This is a genomic window from Paenibacillus sp. FSL R7-277 (genome assembly GCF_000517965.1).
Classification (GTDB): Bacteria; Bacillota; Bacilli; order Paenibacillales; family Paenibacillaceae; genus Paenibacillus_AQ; species Paenibacillus_AQ silagei.
Map to the genome: position 1 here is coordinate 105,066 of NZ_ASPX01000054.1, position 23,549 is coordinate 128,614.

At 53.4% G+C, this 23,549-nt stretch carries 24 protein-coding genes and 2 riboswitches; of the genes, 23 read left to right on the top strand and 1 reads right to left on the bottom strand.

Annotated elements, in window-relative coordinates; all coding sequences use genetic code 11:
• Window positions 1–21 precede the first annotated feature (21 nt).
• The 17 genes from C173_RS16690 (at window position 22) to murB (ending at window position 18,491) form a co-directional block, all read left to right on the top strand.
• Window positions 22–1,407 carry an APC family permease gene (locus tag C173_RS16690; protein ID WP_036726545.1) on the top strand — a complete coding sequence of 462 codons (1,386 nt, stop codon included), beginning with the start codon at window positions 22–24 and terminating at the stop codon, window positions 1,405–1,407.
• A gap of 85 nt (window positions 1,408–1,492) precedes the next feature.
• Complete coding sequence (locus C173_RS16695; protein WP_036726547.1) at window positions 1,493–2,740, top strand: WD40/YVTN/BNR-like repeat-containing protein; 1,248 nt, start codon at window positions 1,493–1,495, stop codon at window positions 2,738–2,740.
• 227 nt (window positions 2,741–2,967) lie between these two features.
• Window positions 2,968–3,144 carry a hypothetical protein gene (locus C173_RS34690; protein ID WP_179090460.1) on the top strand — a complete coding sequence of 59 codons (177 nt, stop codon included), beginning with the start codon at window positions 2,968–2,970 and terminating at the stop codon, window positions 3,142–3,144.
• 174 nt (window positions 3,145–3,318) lie between these two features.
• Window positions 3,319–3,717 (top strand): DUF2500 domain-containing protein, encoded by a 399-nt coding sequence (locus C173_RS16700; protein WP_036726548.1) that lies wholly within the window; start codon window positions 3,319–3,321, stop codon window positions 3,715–3,717.
• Window positions 3,718–3,959: 242 nt separating this feature from the next.
• A complete protein-coding gene (locus tag C173_RS16705) occupies window positions 3,960–4,382 on the top strand; it encodes a cell wall hydrolase (protein WP_036726550.1) in 423 nt (140 codons plus the stop codon).
• Window positions 4,383–4,556: 174 nt separating this feature from the next.
• On the top strand, window positions 4,557–4,958 hold the full coding sequence (gene gerQ / locus C173_RS16710) for a spore coat protein GerQ (RefSeq protein ID WP_051478116.1): 402 nt from the start codon (window positions 4,557–4,559) through the stop codon (window positions 4,956–4,958).
• A 316-nt stretch (window positions 4,959–5,274) separates the two neighbouring features.
• Window positions 5,275–6,591, top strand: a complete 1,317-nt coding sequence (locus tag C173_RS16715) for a hemolysin family protein (protein ID WP_036726551.1) — start codon at window positions 5,275–5,277, stop codon at window positions 6,589–6,591.
• A gap of 159 nt (window positions 6,592–6,750) precedes the next feature.
• Complete coding sequence (locus C173_RS16720) at window positions 6,751–8,670, top strand: sensor histidine kinase (protein ID WP_051478108.1); 1,920 nt, start codon at window positions 6,751–6,753, stop codon at window positions 8,668–8,670.
• A 93-nt stretch (window positions 8,671–8,763) separates the two neighbouring features.
• On the top strand, window positions 8,764–9,522 hold the full coding sequence (locus C173_RS16725) for a DsbA family protein (RefSeq protein WP_036726553.1): 759 nt from the start codon (window positions 8,764–8,766) through the stop codon (window positions 9,520–9,522).
• On the top strand, window positions 9,519–9,953 hold the full coding sequence (locus C173_RS16730) for a disulfide oxidoreductase (protein WP_036726554.1): 435 nt from the start codon (window positions 9,519–9,521) through the stop codon (window positions 9,951–9,953). The genes C173_RS16725 and C173_RS16730 overlap by 4 nt, the downstream gene beginning before the upstream one ends.
• A gap of 226 nt (window positions 9,954–10,179) precedes the next feature.
• A riboswitch (cyclic di-AMP (ydaO/yuaA leader) is annotated at window positions 10,180–10,339 on the top strand.
• A 128-nt stretch (window positions 10,340–10,467) separates the two neighbouring features.
• A complete protein-coding gene (locus C173_RS16735; protein WP_036726556.1) occupies window positions 10,468–12,285 on the top strand; it encodes an APC family permease in 1,818 nt (605 codons plus the stop codon).
• 174 nt (window positions 12,286–12,459) lie between these two features.
• Window positions 12,460–13,497, top strand: a complete 1,038-nt coding sequence (locus C173_RS16740; RefSeq protein ID WP_051478109.1) for an ABC transporter substrate-binding protein — start codon at window positions 12,460–12,462, stop codon at window positions 13,495–13,497.
• Window positions 13,498–13,649: 152 nt separating this feature from the next.
• Complete coding sequence (locus tag C173_RS16745; RefSeq protein WP_036726558.1) at window positions 13,650–14,711, top strand: FecCD family ABC transporter permease; 1,062 nt, start codon at window positions 13,650–13,652, stop codon at window positions 14,709–14,711.
• Window positions 14,708–15,742 carry a FecCD family ABC transporter permease gene (locus C173_RS16750; RefSeq protein WP_036726560.1) on the top strand — a complete coding sequence of 345 codons (1,035 nt, stop codon included), beginning with the start codon at window positions 14,708–14,710 and terminating at the stop codon, window positions 15,740–15,742. The genes C173_RS16745 and C173_RS16750 overlap by 4 nt, the downstream gene beginning before the upstream one ends.
• 41 nt (window positions 15,743–15,783) lie before the next feature.
• On the top strand, window positions 15,784–16,590 hold the full coding sequence (locus C173_RS16755) for an ABC transporter ATP-binding protein (RefSeq protein WP_036726562.1): 807 nt from the start codon (window positions 15,784–15,786) through the stop codon (window positions 16,588–16,590).
• A gap of 9 nt (window positions 16,591–16,599) precedes the next feature.
• A complete protein-coding gene (locus tag C173_RS16760) occupies window positions 16,600–17,409 on the top strand; it encodes a (2Fe-2S)-binding protein (RefSeq protein ID WP_036726563.1) in 810 nt (269 codons plus the stop codon).
• 167 nt (window positions 17,410–17,576) lie between these two features.
• Window positions 17,577–18,491: a UDP-N-acetylmuramate dehydrogenase gene (gene murB / locus C173_RS16765; protein WP_036726565.1), complete on the top strand. Its 915-nt coding sequence runs from the start codon at window positions 17,577–17,579 to the stop codon at window positions 18,489–18,491.
• A gap of 196 nt (window positions 18,492–18,687) precedes the next feature.
• Here the strand turns inward: murB and C173_RS16770 are convergent, their stop codons facing one another.
• Window positions 18,688–19,023, bottom strand: coding sequence for a hypothetical protein (locus C173_RS16770; RefSeq protein WP_036726567.1), 336 nt, complete (start codon window positions 19,021–19,023; stop codon window positions 18,688–18,690).
• A gap of 175 nt (window positions 19,024–19,198) precedes the next feature.
• Here C173_RS16770 and C173_RS16775 point away from each other — a divergent pair, with 175 nt between their 5' ends.
• The 6 genes from C173_RS16775 to C173_RS16800 all read left to right on the top strand — a co-directional run bounded on the left by C173_RS16775 (window position 19,199) and on the right by C173_RS16800 (window position 23,534).
• Window positions 19,199–19,939, top strand: coding sequence for a ZIP family metal transporter (locus C173_RS16775; RefSeq protein ID WP_036726568.1), 741 nt, complete (start codon window positions 19,199–19,201; stop codon window positions 19,937–19,939).
• 72 nt (window positions 19,940–20,011) lie between these two features.
• Window positions 20,012–20,055, top strand: a riboswitch (PreQ1 riboswitch).
• An 83-nt stretch (window positions 20,056–20,138) separates the two neighbouring features.
• Entirely contained in the window at window positions 20,139–20,639 is a 501-nt protein-coding gene (gene queF / locus C173_RS16780) for a preQ(1) synthase (protein ID WP_036726570.1), read from the top strand.
• Between the two features lie 45 nt (window positions 20,640–20,684).
• Window positions 20,685–21,350: a 7-cyano-7-deazaguanine synthase QueC gene (queC, locus tag C173_RS16785; RefSeq protein WP_036726571.1), complete on the top strand. Its 666-nt coding sequence runs from the start codon at window positions 20,685–20,687 to the stop codon at window positions 21,348–21,350.
• Entirely contained in the window at window positions 21,350–21,832 is a 483-nt protein-coding gene (locus C173_RS16790; RefSeq protein WP_036726573.1) for a 6-pyruvoyl trahydropterin synthase family protein, read from the top strand. Before queC ends, C173_RS16790 begins: the two co-directional genes overlap by 1 nt.
• A complete protein-coding gene (gene queE, locus C173_RS16795) occupies window positions 21,825–22,547 on the top strand; it encodes a 7-carboxy-7-deazaguanine synthase QueE (RefSeq protein WP_036726574.1) in 723 nt (240 codons plus the stop codon). Before C173_RS16790 ends, queE begins: the two co-directional genes overlap by 8 nt.
• A gap of 168 nt (window positions 22,548–22,715) precedes the next feature.
• Window positions 22,716–23,534 (top strand): VanW family protein, encoded by an 819-nt coding sequence (locus tag C173_RS16800; protein WP_036726576.1) that lies wholly within the window; start codon window positions 22,716–22,718, stop codon window positions 23,532–23,534.
• The last annotated feature ends 15 nt before the right edge of the window (window positions 23,535–23,549 follow it).

The window sequence follows — 23,549 nt, forward strand, 5'->3', positions numbered from 1 at the left end:
TTGACAGGAGCGAACTGAAGTATGGATTTATTCCGCAAAAAACCGCTGGCCATTCCCCAGAATGCCGGAGCGGAGAAGCTTAGCAAGACACTGGGTGCCTTAGATTTGACGATGCTTGGGGTAGGAGCCATTATCGGCACCGGGATCTTTGTTATGACGGGGGTGGCTGCTGCGGAGCATGCCGGCCCGGGACTGGTTCTGTCCTTCATCATCGCGGGGATTGCCTGTGTGCTATCCGCCTTGTGCTATTCCGAATTTGCTTCGACCCTGCCGGTATCCGGCAGCGCCTATGCCTATAGCTATGTCGCCTTCGGCGAATTGCTGGCCTGGGTGCTCGGCTGGGATCTTGTACTGGAATACGGGGTTGCCGCCGCAGCGGTAAGCAGCGGATGGTCCGGTTATTTCCAGGGTCTGCTGGAGGGCTTCGGGATACATTTGCCCACAGCTTTGTCTGGAGCGTATAATGCGGATAAGGGAACATTCATCAATCTGCCTGCCGTCATCATTATCCTGCTGATCTCCTATCTGCTGACACGGGGGGTCAAGGAGACCGCCCGCTTCAACGCAGTGATGGTCGCAATTAAGATCTCCGTGGTGCTGCTGTTCATCATCACCGGTATTTTCTATGTGAAGCCGGAGAACTGGACGCCCTTCCTGCCGTTCGGGATTCATGGCGTGATGAACGGCGCGGCCACTGTATTTTTTGCCTATATCGGCTTTGATGCCATTTCAACCGCCGCAGAAGAAGTGAAGCGTCCGCAGCGCGATCTTCCAATCGGGATTATCTCATCCCTTGCGATCTGTACAGTCTTATATATCGCCGTATCCTTGGTCCTGACGGGCATTGTGCCTTATCAGAGCCTGAATGTCAGCGATCCGGTATCCTTTGCGCTGCGGTTCGTGGGCCAGAATATGATTGCCGGACTGATCTCCATCGGGGCGATTGCCGGAATGACAACCGTTCTGCTGGTTATGCTGTTCGGCCAGACCCGCTTGCTGTTCGCTATCTCCCGTGACGGGCTGCTGCCGAAGAGCTTGTCCAAGGTTAGTGCCAAGACGCATACCCCGGTGCGCAGCACCTGGATGGTGGGCAGCCTGATCGCTGTGCTTACCGGCTTCGTACCTCTGGACAGGCTGGCGAATCTGACGAGTATCGGCACTTTATTTGCCTTCCTGGTTGTGTCTCTCGGGGTTATTATGCTCCGCCGGACGAAGACAGATCTCCGCAGAGGCTTCCGGGTTCCTTGGGTTCCGCTGGTTCCACTCCTTAGTGCGGCAGCCTGCGGCTATTTAATGTATAATCTCGGCAGAGAGACCTGGATTGGCTTCATCATCTGGGTTGCGTTCGGACTGGTGATTTACTCATTGTACGGCTACAAACGCAGTAATCTGAATACGAAGAAATAATCTTTTAAATACTTATTAATGTAGAAAAGGAGAGAGAGCATTGTCAGCCAAAGCTTCATGTTCCAAGGTTCTAAGAGTGGCGTTGATGCTTCTTATGACTCTGCTGATTCTCTCAGCTTGCTCGTCCGCCCCTCCGCCGGAGGCAACCCGGCCTCCTCAGCCGACTGAAGCGCCGGAAGAAGGGCAGATGATTACAGTCATTACCCCGGATAATAAGAATGTCGAACCCGAAAATGCAAAGAAATACCAGATTCAGACGCGGCTGACCGATTTCCGGCTGCTCAACCCCTCAGCAGGACTAGCCTGGGGGGTAACGCGCAATGAGCTTCGAATGTACATGACGCTGAATAACGGCAAGACCTGGGCGAATATCTCTCCAGCTACGAATGTACAATTTCTAAGCAATCCGGTCTACGGCAAAGAGATTTTTTTCACCGACCCCGAGCATGGCTGGATCATCCGCAGCTCGTTCGGCTCCACCGAGACCGTGGTGCTGCGTACCACAGACGGTGGACACAGCTGGCAGATCTCAGCGTTCCCCGATTCCAACAAGCTGTCCTCCATCTATTTCAGCTCCAGCCGCAGCGGCTGGCTGATGACCAAGTGGGATGCAAGTGCGACCAAAGAGAGCAAAGCCTTGTATGCTACTAAGGATGGCGGAGCTACCTGGAATCTGGTGATGCAGAATGAGCAGTATAATCCGAATCTGCCGACTAGTTCCATTCCGCATGCGGGGGTAACGACCGGGATGATCTTTGGTGACGAGAGCCGGGGGTTTGTTATGCTGCAGACCGGCGCTCTGCCCAAGATTTATATGACCAGGGACGGAGGAGCGACCTGGGTATCGGGTTCGGAATTCCTGGTCAATGATAGCTTTGCCGGATGTGACCGGGTGGTTACCGGTGTTCCTGAATTCTTCGGGGAGAATGCGTCGGGAGGCTGGATGCCGGTCGGCTGTCAGAGGGAAAAGGAAGGCAGCATGACCTATAACGGCTATTTTACCGCCAATGGGGGAGAGAACTGGAAATTCACCACTTTCGGGCGGCCGGCGCTATCCGGCATGAACCGCAATGTGGCCCCCGACTTCCTGAATGCCATGACAGGCTGGTCGCTGGAAGGTAATCTGCTCTATAAGACGGTGGACCAGGGAGTGACCTGGACAGCCCTCCCGGCCAGCACAGTGCTGCAGTCCAAGCTCCTGGAGTATCCGGAGGTAGTGAAGCTGCAGTTCATTTCAAATGATGTCGGCTGGCTGCTGATCTCGAAGGAGGAGGACCGTAAGTCGATCCTGCTTCAGACCACTAACGGCGGCGAGAGCTGGCGTGTAATGTAATACTGTACAAGAGGGTGCCCGTTCTGACGGACACCCTCTTTTTTACATTAAATCCGCTTAAAGGCCTCTACAATATAAGGAAAAATCTTATTTAAAATTTTCTTTAAAAGTGTGAAAAAAATCACATGACAAACTTTGAATCCTGTGATATATTTAACACATAGAGAACAAGTTACTTTTTTCACAAACTTTCAAACAAACTTCCAACCCGAAGAGGAGAGATTACAATGACAACTTTTGAAACGGATTATATGACTAGAAACCTGATGCAATTGTGCTACAACTGCGATGACGCTCACTTGTGCCAGACTGAAGAACAATGCAAAGCCTGCTGGGCAGAGAACGGCATGATGCCGGAAGAAACGAACGAAACCAGACAACTGTTAGACCTCGTACATGCTTAATCTAACCGCCACTCGGGTATTATAGAAGGCCATTTGAGTTCCCGGCAGTACCGGAGCCTGAATGGTCTTTTTGCCGTTTCTACCGGTGCTGTCTTGCAGACAAGAGGCATATACATGTAGAGAAGCCTATAGGGGCAGGTGTGCTAACTACTTGGGAATAAGGGGGAAGAGACAATGGGAACGGGGAGTGATCCATCCTGGCTGTTCGATTTTACAGGAACGGTATTGCCGGTCTTTCTCGCTCTGGTCGTGGGGATCATCGCTGTGTCTGCTGGCCGGGGATTGCTTCAGTGGAGCCGGAACAATAATGCCCCCCTGCAGTCCATTCCCGCCCGTATCGTGAGCAAGCGGACCGAAGTGCGCCAGCAGCAGTCCCAGGAGGATAGTCTCTCCAGCCGGACCAGCACCACCTACTATCTGACCTATGAAGCTGAGGATGGGGTGCGCAGGGAATTCAAGGTGGAGGGACAGGAATACGGGATGAGCGCTGAGGGGGATCAAGGCATACTGACGTATCAGGGGACACGGTATCATGGCTTTCAGCGGCGTTCTCACTACTCCACGGCGGAGTAGCTAAGATGGCAATGTATTATAGATGGTGATAGGACCCCCTGGTTCCCGCTGTGGAGCCAGGGGGTTTTTGCGTGTATCCGGCATAGAGACGGAAGAAGAGGAGGCAGGAAATTGGGCGCAGACTGTCACCTCCTGGGCGAATACACATACAATACAGCGAGCAGCAAAAGAACAACGGAGAATCACATTGTTTGCATGCATAGCTTCACCCGTCCATGAAATGAATGTAAGGAGGAGAACGCGTGGCTGTCATCAAAACAAACTCGGAGGACGTAAGAGTGCTTGCACGGCTGATGCGGGCAGAGGCTGAAGAGGATGGAGAGTCAGGCATGCTGATGGTCGGCAATGTCGGCGTGAACCGGATTCTTGGCAATTGTCTGGATTTCAACAACATCCGCAGTGTGAACGACATGGTGTACCAGAGTCCCGGCGGCTTCGAAGCCCCGCAGAAGGGATACTTCTATCAACGGGCGCGGGAAGCCGATATCCGGCTGGCGAAACGTGCGATTGCCGGGGAGCGAACCTGGCCGGCCTCGAATGCGCTCTGGTTCTTCCGCCCTGTCGGCGACTGTCCGGCGACCTGGTACAATCAGCAGAATACCGGACGCTACAAGGCTCACTGCTTCTTCACTCCGACACAGGGAGATTGTCCGGCAGTATACTAGGCAAGACAAGGCAGTTATTACACTTTAGGAGGTAATCCGTACATGATCGTTCAACCGTACCGCCCAGTTCCTTATATGATGGGCAGCAATCCAGCAGGCAGCATGAACAATATGAACAATATGAATAATATGGAGAACATGAATAACATGAACAACATGGGGCACATCGGGAATATGGGGAAAATGGGAAACATGGGGAACATGGGGAACATGGGCACCATGGTCGCTATGCCGCCTCAGGTCAGCAGCGGCAGTCCCATGATGCCTGGCGGCACGGTGGTCTCCACAGCCGCACCTGTGTTTGAACAGTCCTATGTGGAGAACATATTCCGCCTGAACCTGGGCAAGGTGGGCACCTTCTATTTCACATATGAGAACAACAAGGACTGGAATGCCAAGGTCTATACCGGGGTGCTGGAAGCTGCGGGCCGTGACCACCTGATTATCAGCGACCGTGCTACCGGCCAGCGGGTAGTGCTGCTGATGGTTAACTTTGATTACGCTACTTTCGAAGAGCCGCTTGTCTATCAATATCCGGGCGTTGTCGGGAATCCGCTTGGAGTGCGCAACTGCTAATCCGCTTTTTTCGGCCATTTATCCATAGAATCATCCAAAAACGGCTGTCCGCCTTGGTTTGAGGCGGTCAGCCGTTACTTATGCTCCCGTACGTACATATGCTGTATTTTTCGAGGGGACACGCATGCTTGCTGTTTCACCTAATATATTTATATAATGAAAGTATTATTTATAATCCGTGATTTTGTATAGGAGATGAGGGCATTGGGGAATTGATACGCAAGGGTTCTTTTAGCGTAATCGAGTCTGACATTTTGAGCAAACGAAGGAGGTGGGCCTATCCAGCCGTACAGATTACGGTGGATAGGAGTATAAATTGAGCGACCCTTTACCCGGTATATTACATGTAGGACTTATTATTTTGCTTGTGCTGCTTAACGGTTTTTTCGTTTCGGTGGAGTACGCGATGGTGAAGGTGCGCAGCGGGCGCATTGAATCGCTGATTGAGGAAGGCAGCAAGAGAGCGCTGGCCGCAAGGAACATCGTCCATAATCTGGATGGCTTCCTGTCGGCCTGCCAGCTTGGGGTGACCCTTGCTTCACTTGCACTGGGCTGGCTCGGTGAACCGGCCGTGGCCACAATTGTGGGGCCGCTGGTCAGGGGACTGGGCTTTGATGATACTACTGTATTTGTCATCTCCCTGATTATTGCCTTCATGTTCATCACGGTTCTCCATATTGTACTCGGCGAGCTTGCACCGAAGACCATTGCTGTGAATAAGGCTGAGGCGGTGCTTCTGTTAACTGCGGGACCGATGAACGTTTTCTACCGGATCATGTTTCCATTCATCTGGGTGGTTAACGGGCTGGCCCGGGGACTGCTGCGGATCTTCCGTCTGACACCGGCTTCCGAGCTGGCTACTGCGCATACGGAGGAAGAAATCCGCATCCTGATGCAGGAGAGTAACAAAAGCGGCTTGATCGACAACACAGAAATGACACTGGTGGATAATATTTTTGGATTTGCCGACACAATGGCCCGGGAGATTATGATTCCGCGTACCGAGATGATCTGTCTGAACACGCATCTGGAGACGGAGGAGAATCTGGAGATTGCCTTCGATGGAATGAGAACCCGGTATCCGGTCTGTGACGGAGACAAGGACCATATTCTTGGTTTCATTCATATTAAGGATATGATCCGGGAGAAGGCGCCGAGCTATAATGAATTGATCCGTCCGATATTGACGGTACCGGAATCGATTCAGATCAGCAGCCTCCTGAAGGTCATGCAGCGTGCCAAGACCCAGATCGCCATTCTTATTGATGAGTACGGCGGTACCTCGGGGATGGTTACACTGGAGGATATTATGGAAGAGATTGTCGGTGAGATTCAGGATGAGTTCGACGAGGAGCGGCCCGGCATTGAGCAGCTGGGAGAGGATGAGTTCTCCGTGGACGGACTGATGCTGATTGAAGAGATTAACGACAAGCTCGGAATCCATATGGAGACTGATGATTATGATACGATCGGCGGCTGGCTGTATTCCAAGCTGGAGGTTAATCCGCCGCAAAAGGGCCAGTCCATTGAGTTCGACAATCATTTATTCGTGGTCGAAGAAACCGATAATAAGCGGATTTCCCGGATCAAGCTGCTGAAGCTGCAGTTATTGACGGAAGAAGCCGGAGCATAAGCTGCTGCATACAATATAAGCATGGCGCTACTACAGCGCTGTGCTTTTTTTGTTATAAGGATGAAGTGTTCTGACCTATCTCCGATTCGGCCGGATTTAAGGCGGGTAAGGAAGTGTAAATACATGTAATCTATCCGATTCAAGAAAGGGGCGGGAGCGTTGAAGCATCCTTTTAACACCTACAATGATCTGCTTGTCCTCTTGTCGGTTGCGATAGCCTTTCTCTCCTGCTTCACGGCGCTCGATCTGACGGAACGTCTGCTTCGCGGCCAGCGGAGCTCCCGGTTCATCCTGCTCATCTCCCTAGTGCTTGGCACAGGCCTGTGGAGCATGCATTTCATCGGGATGCGTGCCATGGATATGGCCGTTCCGGTATCGTATAATCTGCCGCTACTGGCGTTCTCTCTAGTGATTCCCGTGGCAGCTTCTTATATGCTGTTAGCTATGCTGAATAACCCGCACACCCGCAGCAGGGTCTATCTGGCTCTGGGCGGCCTCTTGTTCAGCAGCGGCATCCTGATTATGCATTTCAGCGGCATTCTGTCGATGAGACTTACGGCAACGTATGAGCAAGGCGCTTTCTCAATTATAATGGCGGTATTGTTCGCCCTGATCGTTCCGGTGGTCACCGCATCCTATGAACCGAAGTGGCTGGAGCAGGCCTACAATATGTTCAGCTTCAAAAAGCTGCTGCTTGTCCTGACCCTGACCGGCGCGTTCACAGGCATCCATTACGCTGCCATGGCGGGCGCTTCATTCTCTCCAGGAGAACCGTCCAGTGCAGCCGCGCACGTGCTCTATTTGCAGGATTCGATACTGGGAATGATCCTCTGCGGCTCCTTCCTGTTCATTGTGTCGATCGTCCTTGCTCTGTTGTACAGGGACCGGCAGCGGGTACTCCAGTCAGCCGCCTTTAATGAGCAGCGGTATACTGCGCTGTTCGAGCATAACCCTGATATGGTGATTTGCATTGATCCTGCCCGTAAGAAGATAATCAGTGCTAATCCTGCTCTGCGGGACATTACCGGATATAGCAGCGAAGAACTGGGGAATTATAAGGCGATACTATACAGCGAAAGGGATGAAGCGGCCGTACGGGGTGCCATAACGCGCGCTTCACGGGGGCAGTCCTCCAAGCTGGAGCTGAAGGTACGGAGCAAAGGCGGGGAGCAGCTGATCTGTAGTGTCACCGTCTTTCCTTTGCTGCATCATACGGAGCAGTGGGTCTATATTGTGGCCGAGGATGTGACTGCCCTGATGAAGTATCAGTATGAGCTGCTGGAGGCCAGGGATGCCGCGGAGAGTGCGGTGACGATGAAAAGCGAGTTCCTCGCCACCATGAGCCATGAAATCCGCACACCGCTGAACGGCATTATCGGCGTCAACCAGCTGCTGGCCGAGGAGATCACCAATCCTGAGCATCTGGAGCTCCTACGGCTTCAGAGTACAAGCAGCCATGCTCTGCTGCATGTGATGAGCGATATTCTCGATATCTCCCGGCTGGAGGCGGATGCCCTCTCGCTGAACAAGGATTCTTTCGGGCTGAAGGCGCTGCTCCAGGGCTGTATGGACCTGTTCATGGTGAGCACACAAGACAAGCCGTTATCTCTGGAGCTTCTGATCGAGGAGGGGCTTCCCGACAAGTTCACCGGGGATGCTGCGCGTATCCGCCAGATTCTGATCAATCTGATCGGCAATGCGGTGAAATTCACGCCATCCGGCACGGTAACGGTTAAGGTGGAGTCCTATGGCGTCAGGGAGACCGCTCAGGCGCTGCAATTCATGGTGCGCGACACTGGCATCGGCATCTCACCGGATAAGCTGCAGCTGCTGTTCCAGTCCTTCTCCCAGGTGGACGGGTCGCATACCCGTAAGTACCCCGGCACGGGTCTGGGCCTTGCGATCTGCAAGAAGCTTGTAGACCTGATGCAAGGAGAGATCTGGGCAGAACCGGCAGAAGGGGGCGGCACACAATTCTTCTTCAGAATTAAGCTGCAGTCGCAGGAGCATTCCCCGGAGGTGTTTTTCGGCAAGGATACAGGGGAAGGGGAGTCAGCAGAGGAGAATGAAGCCGTATAAGACAGCGATTGCCAACAAGAGAGTTAACATTATATAATTTGAAAGTAACTATTCTTTTATCACGATAGTCCTGAGGACGGAAAGGAACTCTCTTTGAGCAAAACAAAAAAGAACAATGTCACGGCTCCCCAGATGAGCAAGCAGGAGAAGCGCAGGGCAGAGCAGGAGCAGCAGAAGCAGAAAACGAGAATTCTGATCGTGAGTACGGTGGCCATCGTTATTATTATTTTTGTAGGCTTATTCATGCTTGCTTCCAAGGACTCTTCGCCTGCCGGCACAGACAGCACGCCGGTTGCCTTCAATTACAGTGAAATGATGCGGCTTGGCAAGGAGGATGCTCCGGTCAAAATAGTGGAATTCGGCGACTTCAAATGTCCGGCTTGCGCCCAGTTCACCGGTGTCATCAAGCCGCAGATCGTTCAGGGCTATGTAGATCAGAATAAAGCAGCCTTCTATTTCGTGAATCTGGCCTTCATCGGCAAGGATTCGAGAACGGCCTCCCTGGCAGCCCTATCGGTGTATCATCAGAACCAGGAAGCGTTCTGGAAGTACTTCGATGCGATCTATGCCAATCAGGGGAATGAAGAGGAGGAATGGGCTACGCCTGACTTCATGGTGAGTCTCGCCAAGCAGCTGGAACTGCCGGTGGATTATGATCTGCTGCGCAAGGATATTGATGACCGCACCTATGAGAAGGAGCTGGACCGGGATATTCAGCTTGGCTCCGATACGGGCGTAACGAATACGCCATCCTTGTACGTGAACGGCATCAAGGTGAAGGAGCCTTTCAATATGGAGGCGATTGACGCCCAGATTCAGGCAGCAGCAGCGGGAGCAGGGGCCGCCCAATGACCGCCTTCACTGCCTTCTGCCGGCGTAACTGTCTCTACTTGGCCTGGTTCGTCTGTGTGGTTGCTGTAGCGGGAAGCCTGTATCTCAGTGAGGTCCTGCATTACGAGCCCTGCAAGCTGTGCTGGTTCCAGCGGATCTTCATGTACCCGCAGCTGTTCCTGCTGGGGATCGCCACCTACCGGGCGGACAAGCGGATCATTCCTTACGTGCTTCCCCTTAGTCTGATCGGCGGCAGCATCTCTATTTATCATTATGCGGAGCAGAAAATTCCGGCGCTCAGCAAGGTGCTTCCCTGTACCATCGGCGTACCGTGCAACAAGGATTATCTGAACTGGTTCGGATTTATAACGATCCCTCTGCTTGCACTTATAGCCTTTGCCTTAATCTCCATTCTGCTCTGGACAGGACGCAAAGAGGAGCCGGCAGAGTAAGAAGCTGACGGGCAGAAGGAAGAGAAGAGAATACCCTTAATTTTAGTAAAAAATAATAGGCAAAAACCCTGTAAAATCACGTGTTAAAGGGATAATGAAAGAGAATGAAAGATCAAGACATACCGGATGATGGATTTGGTTGTTTTGAGTGCTTTTCATTCTTTTTTCATTTGTTTCCACGCTTTACGGAAGACGTGTTGTAGCTTAATATTAGTCCTTGTGAGAAGTTGAATATGCGCTGAATTTTCCGGAAGGAAAAACGGGGGAACCACACTTTGGCCAAGGCCAAAAGGGGTGAATCGGAGCAGGCTACCTGACCTGTAACCGTAGGGCTACCACAGTCCGAATCCGCCAGCTAACCTCGTAAGCCACAAGTGGGATAATGACCATGCACACTAAGGCATGCGGATCATTTCCGTATGCTTATTTTGGTGCCTGCATTTATGAAATCCACTTATGAAAACAGCGCAGGGAAACCCGTTTCAACTTAACCAAGAGAGGAACTGTTACTACAATGGTAAGCAAGGTAAAACGACTATTGATCGGGCGTCCGATGAAGTCGAACGAACTCGATCATGAAAAGTTATCCAAGGTGAAAGCACTGGCTGTCCTGTCTTCTGATGCGCTCTCGTCTGTAGCCTACGGAACAGAACAAATTCTGATTGTACTGGTGGCCGCCGGGTTCACCGCTATCTGGTACTCTTTGCCAATTGCATTAGCCGTATTGGGCCTGCTGGCCATTCTGATTCTATCCTACCGGCAGACGATATTTGCTTATCCGCAGGGCGGTGGTGCTTATATTGTAGCCAAAACCAACCTCGGGGTTCATACCGGCTTACTGGCCGGCGGCTCTCTTCTGGTGGATTACATTCTGACGGTGGCGGTAAGCGCCTCGGCGGGGACGGATGCGATCACTTCAGCTTTTCCAAATCTCCATAATCATACTGTCCTCATAGCGGTATCTGTTATCGTGCTCTTAACAATTGTTAACCTGCGGGGAGTGACCGAATCGGCCTCCTTCATCGCTATCCCGGTCTATCTGTTCGTTGTTTCCATCTTCGTGCTCATCATCTCGGGGGTCTTCAAATATATGACCGGCGGCGCCCATGCCCATGTTCCTGAGATTGGCTCGGCGGTATCGAACGTGAGTATGTTCCTGCTGCTGAAGGCCTTCAGCTCCGGCTGTTCGGCTCTGACCGGGGTAGAAGCGGTCTCCAATGCTATTCCTAACTTCAAAGCGCCCGCGGAGAAAAATGCAGCCAAAACGCTGATGCTCATGGGCCTCATTCTCGGGGTAATGTTCACAGGTATTACGCTGCTCGCTTACTGGTACGGTATCATGCCTGATGAGAAGGCTACCGTGGTCTCACAGATTACCGAGTCTACCTTCGGCCGTGGCGGACTGTACTTCTTCATTCAGGGGATTACGGCGGTTATCCTGTTCCTGGCAGCCAATACGGCTTACTCGGCCTTCCCGCTGCTGGCGTTCATGTTCGCCAAAGATAAATATCTGCCCCATGCCTTCATGGTGCGCGGCGACCGGCTGGGCTTCTCCAACGGTATTATTTTCCTCGGTATCATGTCGGCTGTGCTGGTGGCGGCGTTTCACGGGAATACGGAAGGACTCATTCCATTATATGCAGTAGGGGTATTCATTCCGTTCACGCTGTCGCAGCTGGGCATGATGGTCCAATGGTACAGAACGAAGCCGAAAGGCTGGCAGAGCAAGTTCGCCGTCAATACGGTGGGGATGCTCACTACATTAACGATCACCCTGATTTTCATAATCACTAAATTCTCCAGCGTGTGGATGGCCTTCATCTTCCTGCCGGCTGTTATCATCGTGTTCCACCGGATTCACCGCCATTATATGAATATTGCCGATCAGCTGCGGATCTGTCCGGCTACCGATAAGCCTTGTATCAAAGGAAGCACCGTAGTCGTTCCGGTCGCCGGTGTGACTCGCGCTGTACTGCATTCGATCAGCTATGCGAAGTCATTGACAGATAATGTGGTCGCTGTATATGTAGGCTTCGATGAAGAAGAGATTCACAAGATGGAGCAGAAGTGGGAGGAGTGGAACCCCGGCGTACGCCTGATCGTCCTGCGCTCCCGCTACCGCAGCATTATCCGCCCGCTGGTGAAGTTCATCGATACAGTAGAGTGGAAGACCTCTTCAACGGATCATATTACCGTCCTGATTCCGCAATTCGTGACCAAGCACTGGTGGCAGGCGGTGCTGCATAATCAGACCAGCTTGTTCATCCGCTCTTATCTGATGAATCAGAAGGACATTGTCATCGCCACGGTTCCTTTCCATCTGCATAAATAATATAGAAGATTATTGGAAGACGGCTGTTTCTGCTTAATGCGGAGACGGCCGTTTTTACGTTATTATAAGTTATTGGTTGACATAGAGAATGAGAATCAATATCATCAGTATAGACAAGATAAAGGTAACAGAGCTTTTGCCAATCATGAGGGTAACATACAGGAGGGGTATTCAATGTTTTCGTTCAACCTGCAAGGATCAAGAAGCGGGAAGCTGGCGGTGGCCGGACTTATGACTACAACACTGCTGCTGTCCGCTTGCGGAAATAATAATAGCAACGCAGGCAGTAACGGTGGAGCAGGCACCACACCTGCGGCAACTGCAGAAGCGACTGCGGAGGCCACTGCGGTACCTACAGCAACTGCTGCACCCGCTGTGGAGAAGACCGTAACGGATGCAATGGGACATAAGGTGACCGTTCCCGCTAATCCGCAGCGTGTAATTGCTTCTTATCTGGAGGATTATCTGGTAGCACTCGGTGTGACTCCGGTTGCCCAGTGGTCTACGAAGAACGGTACTCAGGCTTACCTCGCTGCTGAGCTTAAGGATGTTCCGCCGATCAGCTATGACCTGCCGCTTGAAGCGGTCACCAGCTTCACGCCGGATTTCCACATCGTCCAGTCGGAGGGCTCGGTTCAGAACGGTCTTTATGACCAGCTGAATAAGATTGCACCAACCTATGTACTCGGCGATGAGGTCAGCAGTGACTGGCGCGCAGCCTTGCTCAAGATCGGTGAGCTGCTCAATAAGACACCGGAAGCGGAGAAGGCTATTGCAGACTATGACCAGAAAGCGGCTTCGGCCAAAGCGGCTGTATCTGCGGCAATCGGCGATGATTCAGTAGCGGTTCTGTGGCTGGTATCAAAGAATTTCTTCATTGTAGATGAGACCCGCAGCAGCGGTGCGGTATTGTATGGGGATCTTGGAGTGAAGCTCCCGAATCTCGTGACCGACATTCCTGCAGAATCCAGAGCACCGTGGAACCCGATTTCACTGGAGAAATTATCTGAGCTGACTGCAGAGCATATCATTCTGGTGAATAGTGACAAGGCAAGCGGAGCTGAGATTACAGAAGGTGCAGTCTGGAAGGGAATTCCGGCCGTTAAGGCAGGGAATGTTCATGAATTCGGCAAAGATACCAGTTGGCTGTACAGCGGTCCTATAGCCAATTCCAAGACCATCGATGATATTCTGAGCAGTTTTGTGAAATAGGTTCTTTACCGGCCGGAGAATTGTGCAGGCTTTTATATCCTCGGGATATAGAAGCCTGCCTCTTTTTTAAGTTGAACAATATTCATATCTTTGCGATAATGAGAATCATAATCATCTATATTTCCCTAATAATCCTGATAAGGAGACGGCATATGGCTTCATCCACAGATTCTGCTCTACAAGCTCCTTCTGTTGAAGGGAACACATCTGTCCGGTCGCGGCCGCTTGCCGCTGCTGTTATTCTGGTGCTGGGAATAGCAGCGATTATCTTCGGCCTGATGGTATCCGTATCGGTCGGTGCGGCGGATATCAGGCTGGCTACCGTATGGGAGGCGGTGTTCCGGTTCAATCCGGAGCTGCCCCAGCATCAGGTCATCCGGGAGCTGCGGATTCCCCGGGCTGCCGCAGGAGCGCTGGTCGGCGCATGTTTTGCCGTTGCCGGTGCGATTATGCAGGGGATGACCCGCAACCCGCTGGCGGATTCCGGACTGCTTGGTCTTAATGCAGGTGCGGGCGTTGGACTGGCCCTGGCTTTTGCCTTCGCGCCAACATTATCCTTCGCTTACATCATGCTGTACTGCTTCCTTGGAGCGGCTGTGGCCTCACTGCTGGTATTCGGGATCGGTTCGCTCTCCCATAGCGGACTGACCCCGCTTCGGCTGACCCTCGCCGGTGCGGCAGTAAGCGCCATGCTGCTGGCGGTCAGTCAGGGCATTGCTATCCTGTTCAGCCTCTCCCAGGATATCGCCTTTTGGATGGCCGGGGGGATTGGCGGAGCGAGCTGGAAGCAGCTGCAGGTAATATCTCCTTGGGTCGCGGCGGCCCTGATCGGTGCACTGATGTTGTCGCGTTCGATTACCCTACTGAGCCTGGGCAGGGATGTTGCAGCAGGTCTCGGACAGCGCACCGGTCTGGTACAGACTGCAGGGATGATTATTGTCGTCATCCTCGCCGGAGCGGCAGTCTCCACGGTGGGGCCGATCGCTTTTGTCGGATTAATGATTCCGCATATTACGCGTTTCCTCGTTGGGGTTGACTACCGCTGGATTATTCCCTGCTCCGCAGTCCTTGGAAGCATTCTGGTCCTGGTGGCCGATATTGCGGCCAGGATGATTAATGCGCCATACGAAACACCAATAGGTGCCTTAATTGCAGTATTCGGCGTACCGTTCTTCATCTATCTGGCCAGCAAACGCAAGGGGGAGCTGAAATGAACCGTTCCACCTCATTCCCCCCGGCCAAGCCGCGCCGTTCCAGAGAGGCTGGTATTCTGACACTGCTTGCTGTGCTTATCGTCATTCTGTTTCTGGTCAGTATGAATACCGGCTTAATGCGTCTGTCACCGCTCGAAGTTCTACATACCCTATCCGGCAACGGCACCAAGCAGCAGCAGCTGATTTTGTTTGATTTCCGGCTGCCGCGCATCGTGATCTCCTTGCTGATTGGTGCAGGCTTCGCGGTCGCCGGAGTGATTCTGCAAGGCTTGTCGCGTAATGCTCTCGCTGAGCCTTCCACCCTGGGGATCAATGCCGGAGCCGGATTCGCTGTACTGATCTTTATCTCCTTTGTACCGGCTACTACAGCAGCTCCGATCCTCGTGCTTCCGCTACTGGCGCTTGCAGGGGCCTCGCTTACTGCAACACTGATCTACTTCCTGTCTTACAGGAGGGAGGATGGGCTCTCGCCGACACGGCTGATCCTGATCGGGATTGCTGTGGGTGCCGGGATATACGCTTTTCAGCTTATTTTGTCATTAAGACTCGACCCGCAGAATTATCAGTTCGTAGCCATCTGGCTGGCCGGCAAAATCTGGGGCGGAGACTGGCGGTTTGTGCTGGCCCTGCTGCCCTGGATATTGATCCTGCTGCCCTTCGCATTCTACAAAGCCCGGGTGCTCAACGTACTGAATCTGGGCGATGAGCTCTCCAAGGGACTGGGCCTGCCGCTCGAACGGGAACGGCGGTGGCTGCTGGCTGCGGCTGTTGCGCTGGCAGGAGCCTGTGTATCGGTAAGCGGCAGCATTGGTTTTGTCGGGCTAATTGCGCCGCACCTGGCCCGCAGGCTGGTCGGCCCGCGCCATCAGATCCTGCTGCCTGCGGCTGCCCTGACCGGAGCCCTGCTGCTGCTTACGGCAGATACGATCGGTCGCTGGATCCTGCAGCCTGCGGAGGTACCTACTGGTATCGTAGTAGCGATTATTGGAGCACCGTACTTTTTATATCTTTTAGCCACATCGAAAGCGTAGTACAGGGATGTATATATTAAAAAATCTAAGGAGTGTTTATCATGTCGGAACGTTTAAATACAGAGCAGCTGAGCATCGGATATGCGGAGACTATGATTGTAAAGGGGCTGAATCTGTCGCTTCCGACAGGGAAGATTACAGCGCTTGTCGGGGCGAACGGCTCGGGGAAGTCCACGATTCTGAAGACAATGGCCCGGATCATGAAGCCGAAGAGCGGCAATGTAATGCTTGACGGGAAGTCTATTCACAATCTCTCCACCAAAGAGGTGGCCCGCCAGCTGGCGATTCTGCCGCAGAATCCTACTGCCCCGGACGGCTTAACGGTATCTGAGCTGGTAGGGTATGGACGGTATCCGCATCAGAAGGGCTTCGGCAGCCTGACGCCTGAAGACCGCAGCATTATTGCCGAGGCGATTGAATTGACCGGCATGAATGAATTCCGTGACCGGCCGATTGACCGTCTCTCCGGCGGACAGCGGCAGCGGGCCTGGATCGCCATGGCGCTGGCCCAGCAGACGGATATTCTGTTCCTTGACGAGCCGACGACCTTCCTGGATATGGCCCATCAGCTGGAGGTGCTTCAGCTGCTGCAGAAGCTCAATGAGCAGGAAGGCCGGACGATTATTATGGTTGTCCATGATTTGAACCATGCTTCGCGTTACGCGCAGCATATGGTAGCGATCAAATCCGGTAATGTGATCAGCGAAGGCGCTCCGAATGAGGTAATGACACCGGCGGTGCTGCGCGAGGTATTCGGCATTGAGGCGGATATTGTACCTGATCCGCGTACAGGTGTGCCGCTCTGTCTGCCTTACGAGCTGGCTGCGTACAAAGTTGCCGGGCTGTAGGAGAGGAACATGAATGAATTTCTGAGGCAAGAATATAAGTCTAAATTTGACCTCCATCTTGAGGTGCCGGAGGGAGCCGTGTATTCCTTCGCTGCTGCTGAGCTGGCAGAAGAGGCGGGGATGAGGACCTTCATGGAGGCTTACCGGCCGCTGATGAAGGCGCTTGACCATAAAGCGGCCGGTGCGTACTTCGGCGGTTATCTGAGCATTATGGCACTCGCGGTCCAGTATTCCGTGACCGGCTTCTTGTGCGTACCGGACTTCAGCTTACGGAACCTTCACCTGCATCTTGTTCCGGCAGATGGCTACTGCAGAATTGCCTTCTCGCTTCGTGAATGGGGGATGGTACAAGCTCCGGCAGATGAGCCGGGCCGGAAGGCTTGGCGCAATGAGGTGTTAACCAGCTTCTACCAGAACACAGCCGGGCCGCTGATCCGGATGGCTTCACAGGTGAGCGGACTTTCGCCCGGGGAGATCTGGGGACAGCTGCCGACCAAATTCAACTATTATGCGGAAGCCTTTGCTGCTGAACTGACAGATCCGCTCCTGCTTCGCCGGCTGGAGGAGGATTATGCGTATCTGAAGGATGAGCTGCCCGCTGCCGTATTCGGGATGCCGCGGAATCCGTTCCAGGTGAAGATACGGAGAACTGAATCGCTCACGGACCCGCAGCAGACGGTTCAGCTGCGTAACCGCTGCTGTATGTATTACCGGACTGAGGGCGGACGGCTGTGTTATACCTGCCCCCGGATGAAGGAAGAGGAGCGGTCCGCACGGCGGGAGGAATTCCGTGCCGAGCGCGCAGCGGCTGGAGAATAGGGTATAATTGGGAATTTCGAAACATAATAATGCTGTATGCAGCTTCTTAACAGGCTCCTGTCATTGACAAGGGAGCCTGTTCGTTGTTAAAGTTGTGGTTGCTGAGGCGTGATTGGCCGGCGATGAGCCCCACCATTATCTTGTTCATAGAGTTAGGAGCATGAAGAATGAATATTGACAACATATATGAGGATTTGCAGCCGCTTGTTACAGCAGGCTCACTGAAACGCCGGGAGAGCCTTAAGAATCTGGTCTATACCCGCATGGGCGGCGAAGCAGATATTTTGGCTGCTCCTGTTACATATGAAGAGATCCAGAGCATCTATGCTTATGCCCAGGATCATCAGATCCCGCTTACGATTCTCGGCAACGGCTCCAATGTGATTATCCGGGACGGAGGCATCCGCGGCATCGTGCTCCAGACCTCGGATCTGTCCGGGATGGGCATCCGTGACGGGCTGCTCTATGCGCAGTGCGGGGCGAAGATTATCGATGTCTCAAGCTATGCGCTGGAGCAGAAGCTGACTGGTCTTGAATTCGCCTGCGGCATCCCCGGCACGGTAGGCGGGGCACTCTACATGAACGCCGGAGCCTACGGCGGGGAAGTGAAGGATGTGCTGCACAGTGCGCTCGTGATCGATCAGAACGGGCAACTCCTTACCCTGCACAGCGATCAGCTGCAATGGGGATACCGCAGCAGCATCTTCGCTACTGGACAATATATTGTGCTGGAGGCGAGATTCAAGCTTCTGCCAGGCGATCCTGCCGCGATTAAGGCGTCCATGGATGAGTTAACCTATCTGCGGGAATCGAAGCAACCGCTGGAGTATCCGTCCTGCGGCAGTGTATTCAAGCGGCCGCCGGGCCGGTTCGCGGGGCAGCTGATTCAGGAGAGCGGACTCCAGGGGACGCGCATCGGAGGCGCAGAGGTCTCACGCAAGCATGCGGGCTTCATTATCAACGCCGACAATGCAACGGCCAGCGATTATATCGGATTGATCCAGCATGTACGCTCAGCGGTGAAGCACAAGTTCGATGTGGAGCTGGAGACGGAAGTGGAAATTATAGGGGAAGAACTATAGACGATAGTTTTTGCCAAGCGGAAACGACTTTACCGTCCTTTTAAAGGACGGTGCCGTTTCGGCGAGAAATAGAAGGATAATTTATAGCGTGAAAAACATATATTCTTATATTTGAAAAGAGGGTGCAGTCCTAAGCCGGAATGTTGGCTTAGATCTGCACCTTCTTTAGCTTCTTATGGCCGGAGCTGCCGGATAATCAGCTTACAGCCAGTGAATATTTCGCCCGGCTCGTTTGCAGATCCACCTTAGCCTCGGATACCTCATGAAGCTCTAGTCCGCTCACTGCCAGCTCATATCCCGGCTGCGGCAGAGGCACAAGCTCACCATCCGCATTCAAGGTACTACCTGTCCCGCGCAGAATGACCGCACTGTCCAGATAATCATCGATGACATCGTCAGCGTTCCGGTAGTCAACGGTCTCCAGCTTGAAATGGACGGTGTCCAGGTCATCCAGCTCCCGTTTTTCGATGACCAGTGTTGTACCCTTGCGGGCTTCCAGCCAATCTATAAGCTTCTGTACGTTTGCTTCCATTGTATGATCCCATCCTTCGGTTAATAGAGATTGTTAATTCTAAGTTACCCCTTTCCATGCAAATGAATCCGTGCAAATTAGTTGAACTATGCAAGGTGTTTGCCGTTCTTCATTCGTGTGTAAACTATTCTTATGCATTGTAATAATGCCAATATCTTATAAGAAGGTGAAGCGGATGGGAAACGCATTGTTATGGGGCGCAGTCTCCGGCTCGGCGGTCTTGATTGGCGCACTCTTGGCCTTATTCCTGCGGATTCCGAATAAGCTGATCGGCTTCATCATGGCGTTCGGGACCGGTGTCCTGATCGGCGCGGCGGCATATGAATTGCTAGAGGATTCGGCCAGTGACGGCGGACTGGCCCCGACGATTATCGGGTTCACCGCTGGAGCACTGGTGTTCACGGTGTTCGACTGGCTGATCTCGCGTAAAGGCGGAGCCGGACGCAAGCGCTCAGCCAGAGCCTCTTCAGGGAAGAGCGATGCCAAGGGCGGAGGGCTGGCTATTTTTGCCGGAACGGTACTGGATGCGATTCCTGAATCGATCATGATCGGCGCAAGTCTCATTGCGGGTCAAAGGGTCAGCGTACTGCTGGTCATTGCCATCTTCATCAGCAATATTCCCGAAGGCTTGTCCAGCACGGCTGGACTGAAGCAGGACGGCTATGGCAAAGGCAAGATTATGCTGCTGTGGCTCGGCGTACTCGCTATCTCCACACTGGCCTCAGGGGCGGGATATGAGTTCATGGATCACGCAAGCGGGTATACGGAAGCGCTGATTGCTTCTTTTGCCGGGGGAGGGATTATTGCTATGGTGTCCTCCAGCATGATGCCCGAAGCCTACGAAGAAGGGGGGCCGCTCACGGGGTTCATCGCTGCGATGGGACTGCTGTGCTCGCTGATTCTGGATCAGCTGTGAGGGTTGTCAAGCCCGCTGCAATCATGGTATAGTTCAAGACGCACCAAGATAAAGAAGGAATCTGCGCCGCGCGCAGGAGAGGTTCGCGAACTCCCTCTATAAAAAACTAAGCTATTTTTAGTAGAGCCAGGTTTTCGAAATCTCGTTCTTCTTTCCAGTTCAGGCCAGGGGCCTAGGGAAAAGAGAGGGGTTTTTTGTCATGTCAGAAGGCAGAATGCAAGAGGAAATGCAGGAGGTTACCCTGCTGGGCAACCAAGGCACGCAGTACAAGTTCGGCTATGATCCGGGGATTCTGGAGGCGTTCGATAACAAGCATCCCGGCCGCGATTATTTCGTCAAATTCAACTGTCCCGAGTTCACCAGCCTGTGTCCCGTGACCGGTCAGCCGGATTTCGGGGTGATGTATATCTCGTACATTCCTGATATCCGAATGGTGGAATCAAAATCACTGAAGCTCTATCTGTTCAGCTTCCGCAATCATGGGGATTTCCATGAGGACTGTGTCAACATTATTATGAATGATCTGATCTCGCTGATGGAGCCGCGTTATATCGAAGTGTGGGGCAAATTCACGCCGCGCGGCGGCATTTCCATCGATCCTTACTGCAACTGGGGGCGTCCGGGAACCAAATATGAGGCGATGGCCGAGCACCGGCTGATGAATCATGATCTGTATCCCGAGAAAGTGGACAACCGTTAATCCGCAGAAGCCAGCTTCACAGAGCAATCAGGAGGAGAGATCATTATGGTAAATAGAAAAGCATTAGTCGTCTTCAGCGGCGGCCAAGACAGCACTACCTGCCTGGCGTGGGCATTGCAGGAATTCCAGGAGGTTCAGGTGGTCACGTTCAATTATAATCAGCGCCATGCGGCCGAGATTGAAGTCGCTAAGACGATAGCCGCAAGGTTCGGCGTGAAGCAGCATATTCTGGACCTCGCGCTGCTGAACCAGCTTGCTCCGAACGCCTTGACGCGGGAGGATATTGACATTACCGCAGGCGAAGGTGAAGAGCTGCCCAGCACGTTCGTGGATGGACGTAATTTGCTGTTCCTGTCCTTCGCGGCCATTCTGGCCAAGCAGCTCGGCTACTCCAACATTATCACTGGGGTCTGCCAGACGGACTTCAGCGGATACCCGGACTGCCGCGATGTGTTCGTGAAGTCGCTGAATGTCACGCTTAATCTGTCGATGGATGTGGAGTTCGTCATTCATACCCCGCTGATGTGGCTGGACAAAAAGCAAACCTGGAAGCTGGCAGACGAGCTGGGCCAGTTCGATTATGTGCGGGAGCAGACCCTGACCTGCTATAACGGAATCATCGGCAGCGGCTGCGGCACCTGTCCGGCATGTCTCCTGCGTAAGCGGGGTCTGGAGCAATATGAGGCAGAGCGTCAGGAGGCGGGAGTATAATGCGGGGCGAAGTAGCCGTCTGCAAAATTTTCACCTTCGACGCTGCCCATCAGCTCATCGGACACAAGGGAAAATGCAGTAATCTGCACGGGCATACCTACAGGCTGGAGGTAGTGCTGAAGGGTGTGCCGGCCGCGCTGGAAGGGCAGTCGGATGAAGGGTTCGTCATCGATTTCAGCGATATTAAGGCGGCTGTGCAGGGGGCGGTGGTTGGGCGTCTGGATCATGCTTTTCTGGCGATGGGCAATGAGCCTGTGCTGGAGACGCTGAAGGCGACCGGCTCCAAGGTAGCGATGCTCTCCTTCCGCACCACAGCAGAGAATCTGTCTGCCTACATTGCCTATGAGCTGAAGCAAGCGGCGTTGCCGGTGTATTCGGTCAAGCTATGGGAAACTCCGACCTCCTGGGCTGAGGTGCTGGCAGCAGATATCCCCGAGGAGGGACCGGCTTACCGGCTGTATGGAGGCTGCGATGATGAGTAGAATCCCGGTTATTGAAATGTTCGGCCCGACAATCCAGGGGGAAGGGGCGGTCATCGGGGTCAAAACGATGTTCGTCCGCACCTACGGCTGCGACTACCGCTGCGGCTGGTGCGATTCCGCCTTCACCTGGGACGGCTCGGCCAAGGATAAAGTAACAATGCTTACGCCGCAGGAGATTCTCGCCGGGCTGCTGGAGCTGGCCGGGGAGAATTTCAATTGTGTCACCATCTCCGGGGGTAACCCGGCTCTGATCGGGGAGGCGATGGGAGAATTCATCTCCCTCCTCCACGAGCGGGGCATCCAGGCGGCGATTGAGACGCAGGGCAGCCGCTGGCAGGACTGGTTCCATGAGGTGGATGTGCTGACGATCAGCCCGAAGCCGCCCAGCTCCGGGATGCAGACAGACTGGGATAAGCTGGATGAGATTATGCATAGAGTCGCTGATAACGGCAAGGCTGCGCATAGCCTGAAGGTGGTTGTTTTTAACCAGGAGGATTATGAATATGCCCGCAAGGTCCATTTCAGGTATCCGGAGGTCCCTCTGTTCCTGCAGCCGGGTAACGATAACGTCACCGAGGAAGGGGATATTTCATCCCGCCTGCTGGGCAGACTGGAGTGGCTGTTCGGTCTGGTCATTGCCGATCCGCAGATGAACCGTGCACGGGTGCTGCCGCAATTACATGCATTAATATGGCATAATAAGCGTGGGAAATAGTGCGCCCGCTGCCAGGATGAAGCTGAATAGAGTTACTGAAGGCCGGACTTCCGTTACAGGGGAGTTCCGGTCTTTTGCTGTAATAGAAATGGGACAGAATTGTAGCTTCCGGCTGGTTCAATTGTAATATAATTGAACAATAATGTGGGAGAGGGAGGCAATCATTCCATGAATTCGGTAATCAGCAACATGAAGCCCATCCGGCGTTCCAAGCTGCGACTATTTGCAGGGAAGCGGTATTTCACCTGGAAAAGATACTGGAAATGGATCACAGCCAGTGGACGTCTGGCTGCAGAACAGCGCAGTGAAGCTCTGCCGTACGAAGCGGCCAGCCATGCTACCCCGCTGCTGCGCAAATTGCGCAATGTGGATATGCAGCTTCAGCACAACAAAATTGTAAACCTGAGGCTCGCGGTGGCGAAGCTGGACGGGCTTGTCATTCAACCGGGCGAGAGCTTCTCCTATTGGCGCAGGATCGGCAAACCCACACGGAGAAAAGGCTACCTGGACGGAATGGTGCTCCATTATGGCGGGTTCCGTTCCGGCACAGGCGGCGGGCTCTGCCAATTGTCCAATCTGATCTACTGGATGACGCTGCATACGCCGCTTACGGTTACCGAGCGGCACCGGCACAGCTATGATGTCTTCCCCGATGAGCAGCGGACCCAGCCCTTTGGCAGCGGGGCTACCTGTGCCTATAATTATCTGGATCTCCAGCTGCGCAATGATACAGAGCATGCTTATCAGCTTAAGCTGCACCTGGATGAGACTCATCTGCACGGGGAATGGCGCTGTGCAGGACAGCAGCTCTACCATTACGAAGTCTATGAAGATGGCCACCGCATCAGCCTGGAGCCGTGGGGCGGGTATATCCGGCGCAATGCGATCCGCCGCAGAGTGCTGACGCATAGCGGAGAGCTGGCCGGTGACGAAGCGGTGGCCGAGAATCACGCGCTGATGATGTATTCTCCGCTGCTGCACGGATAAATCCGGACGATTTGG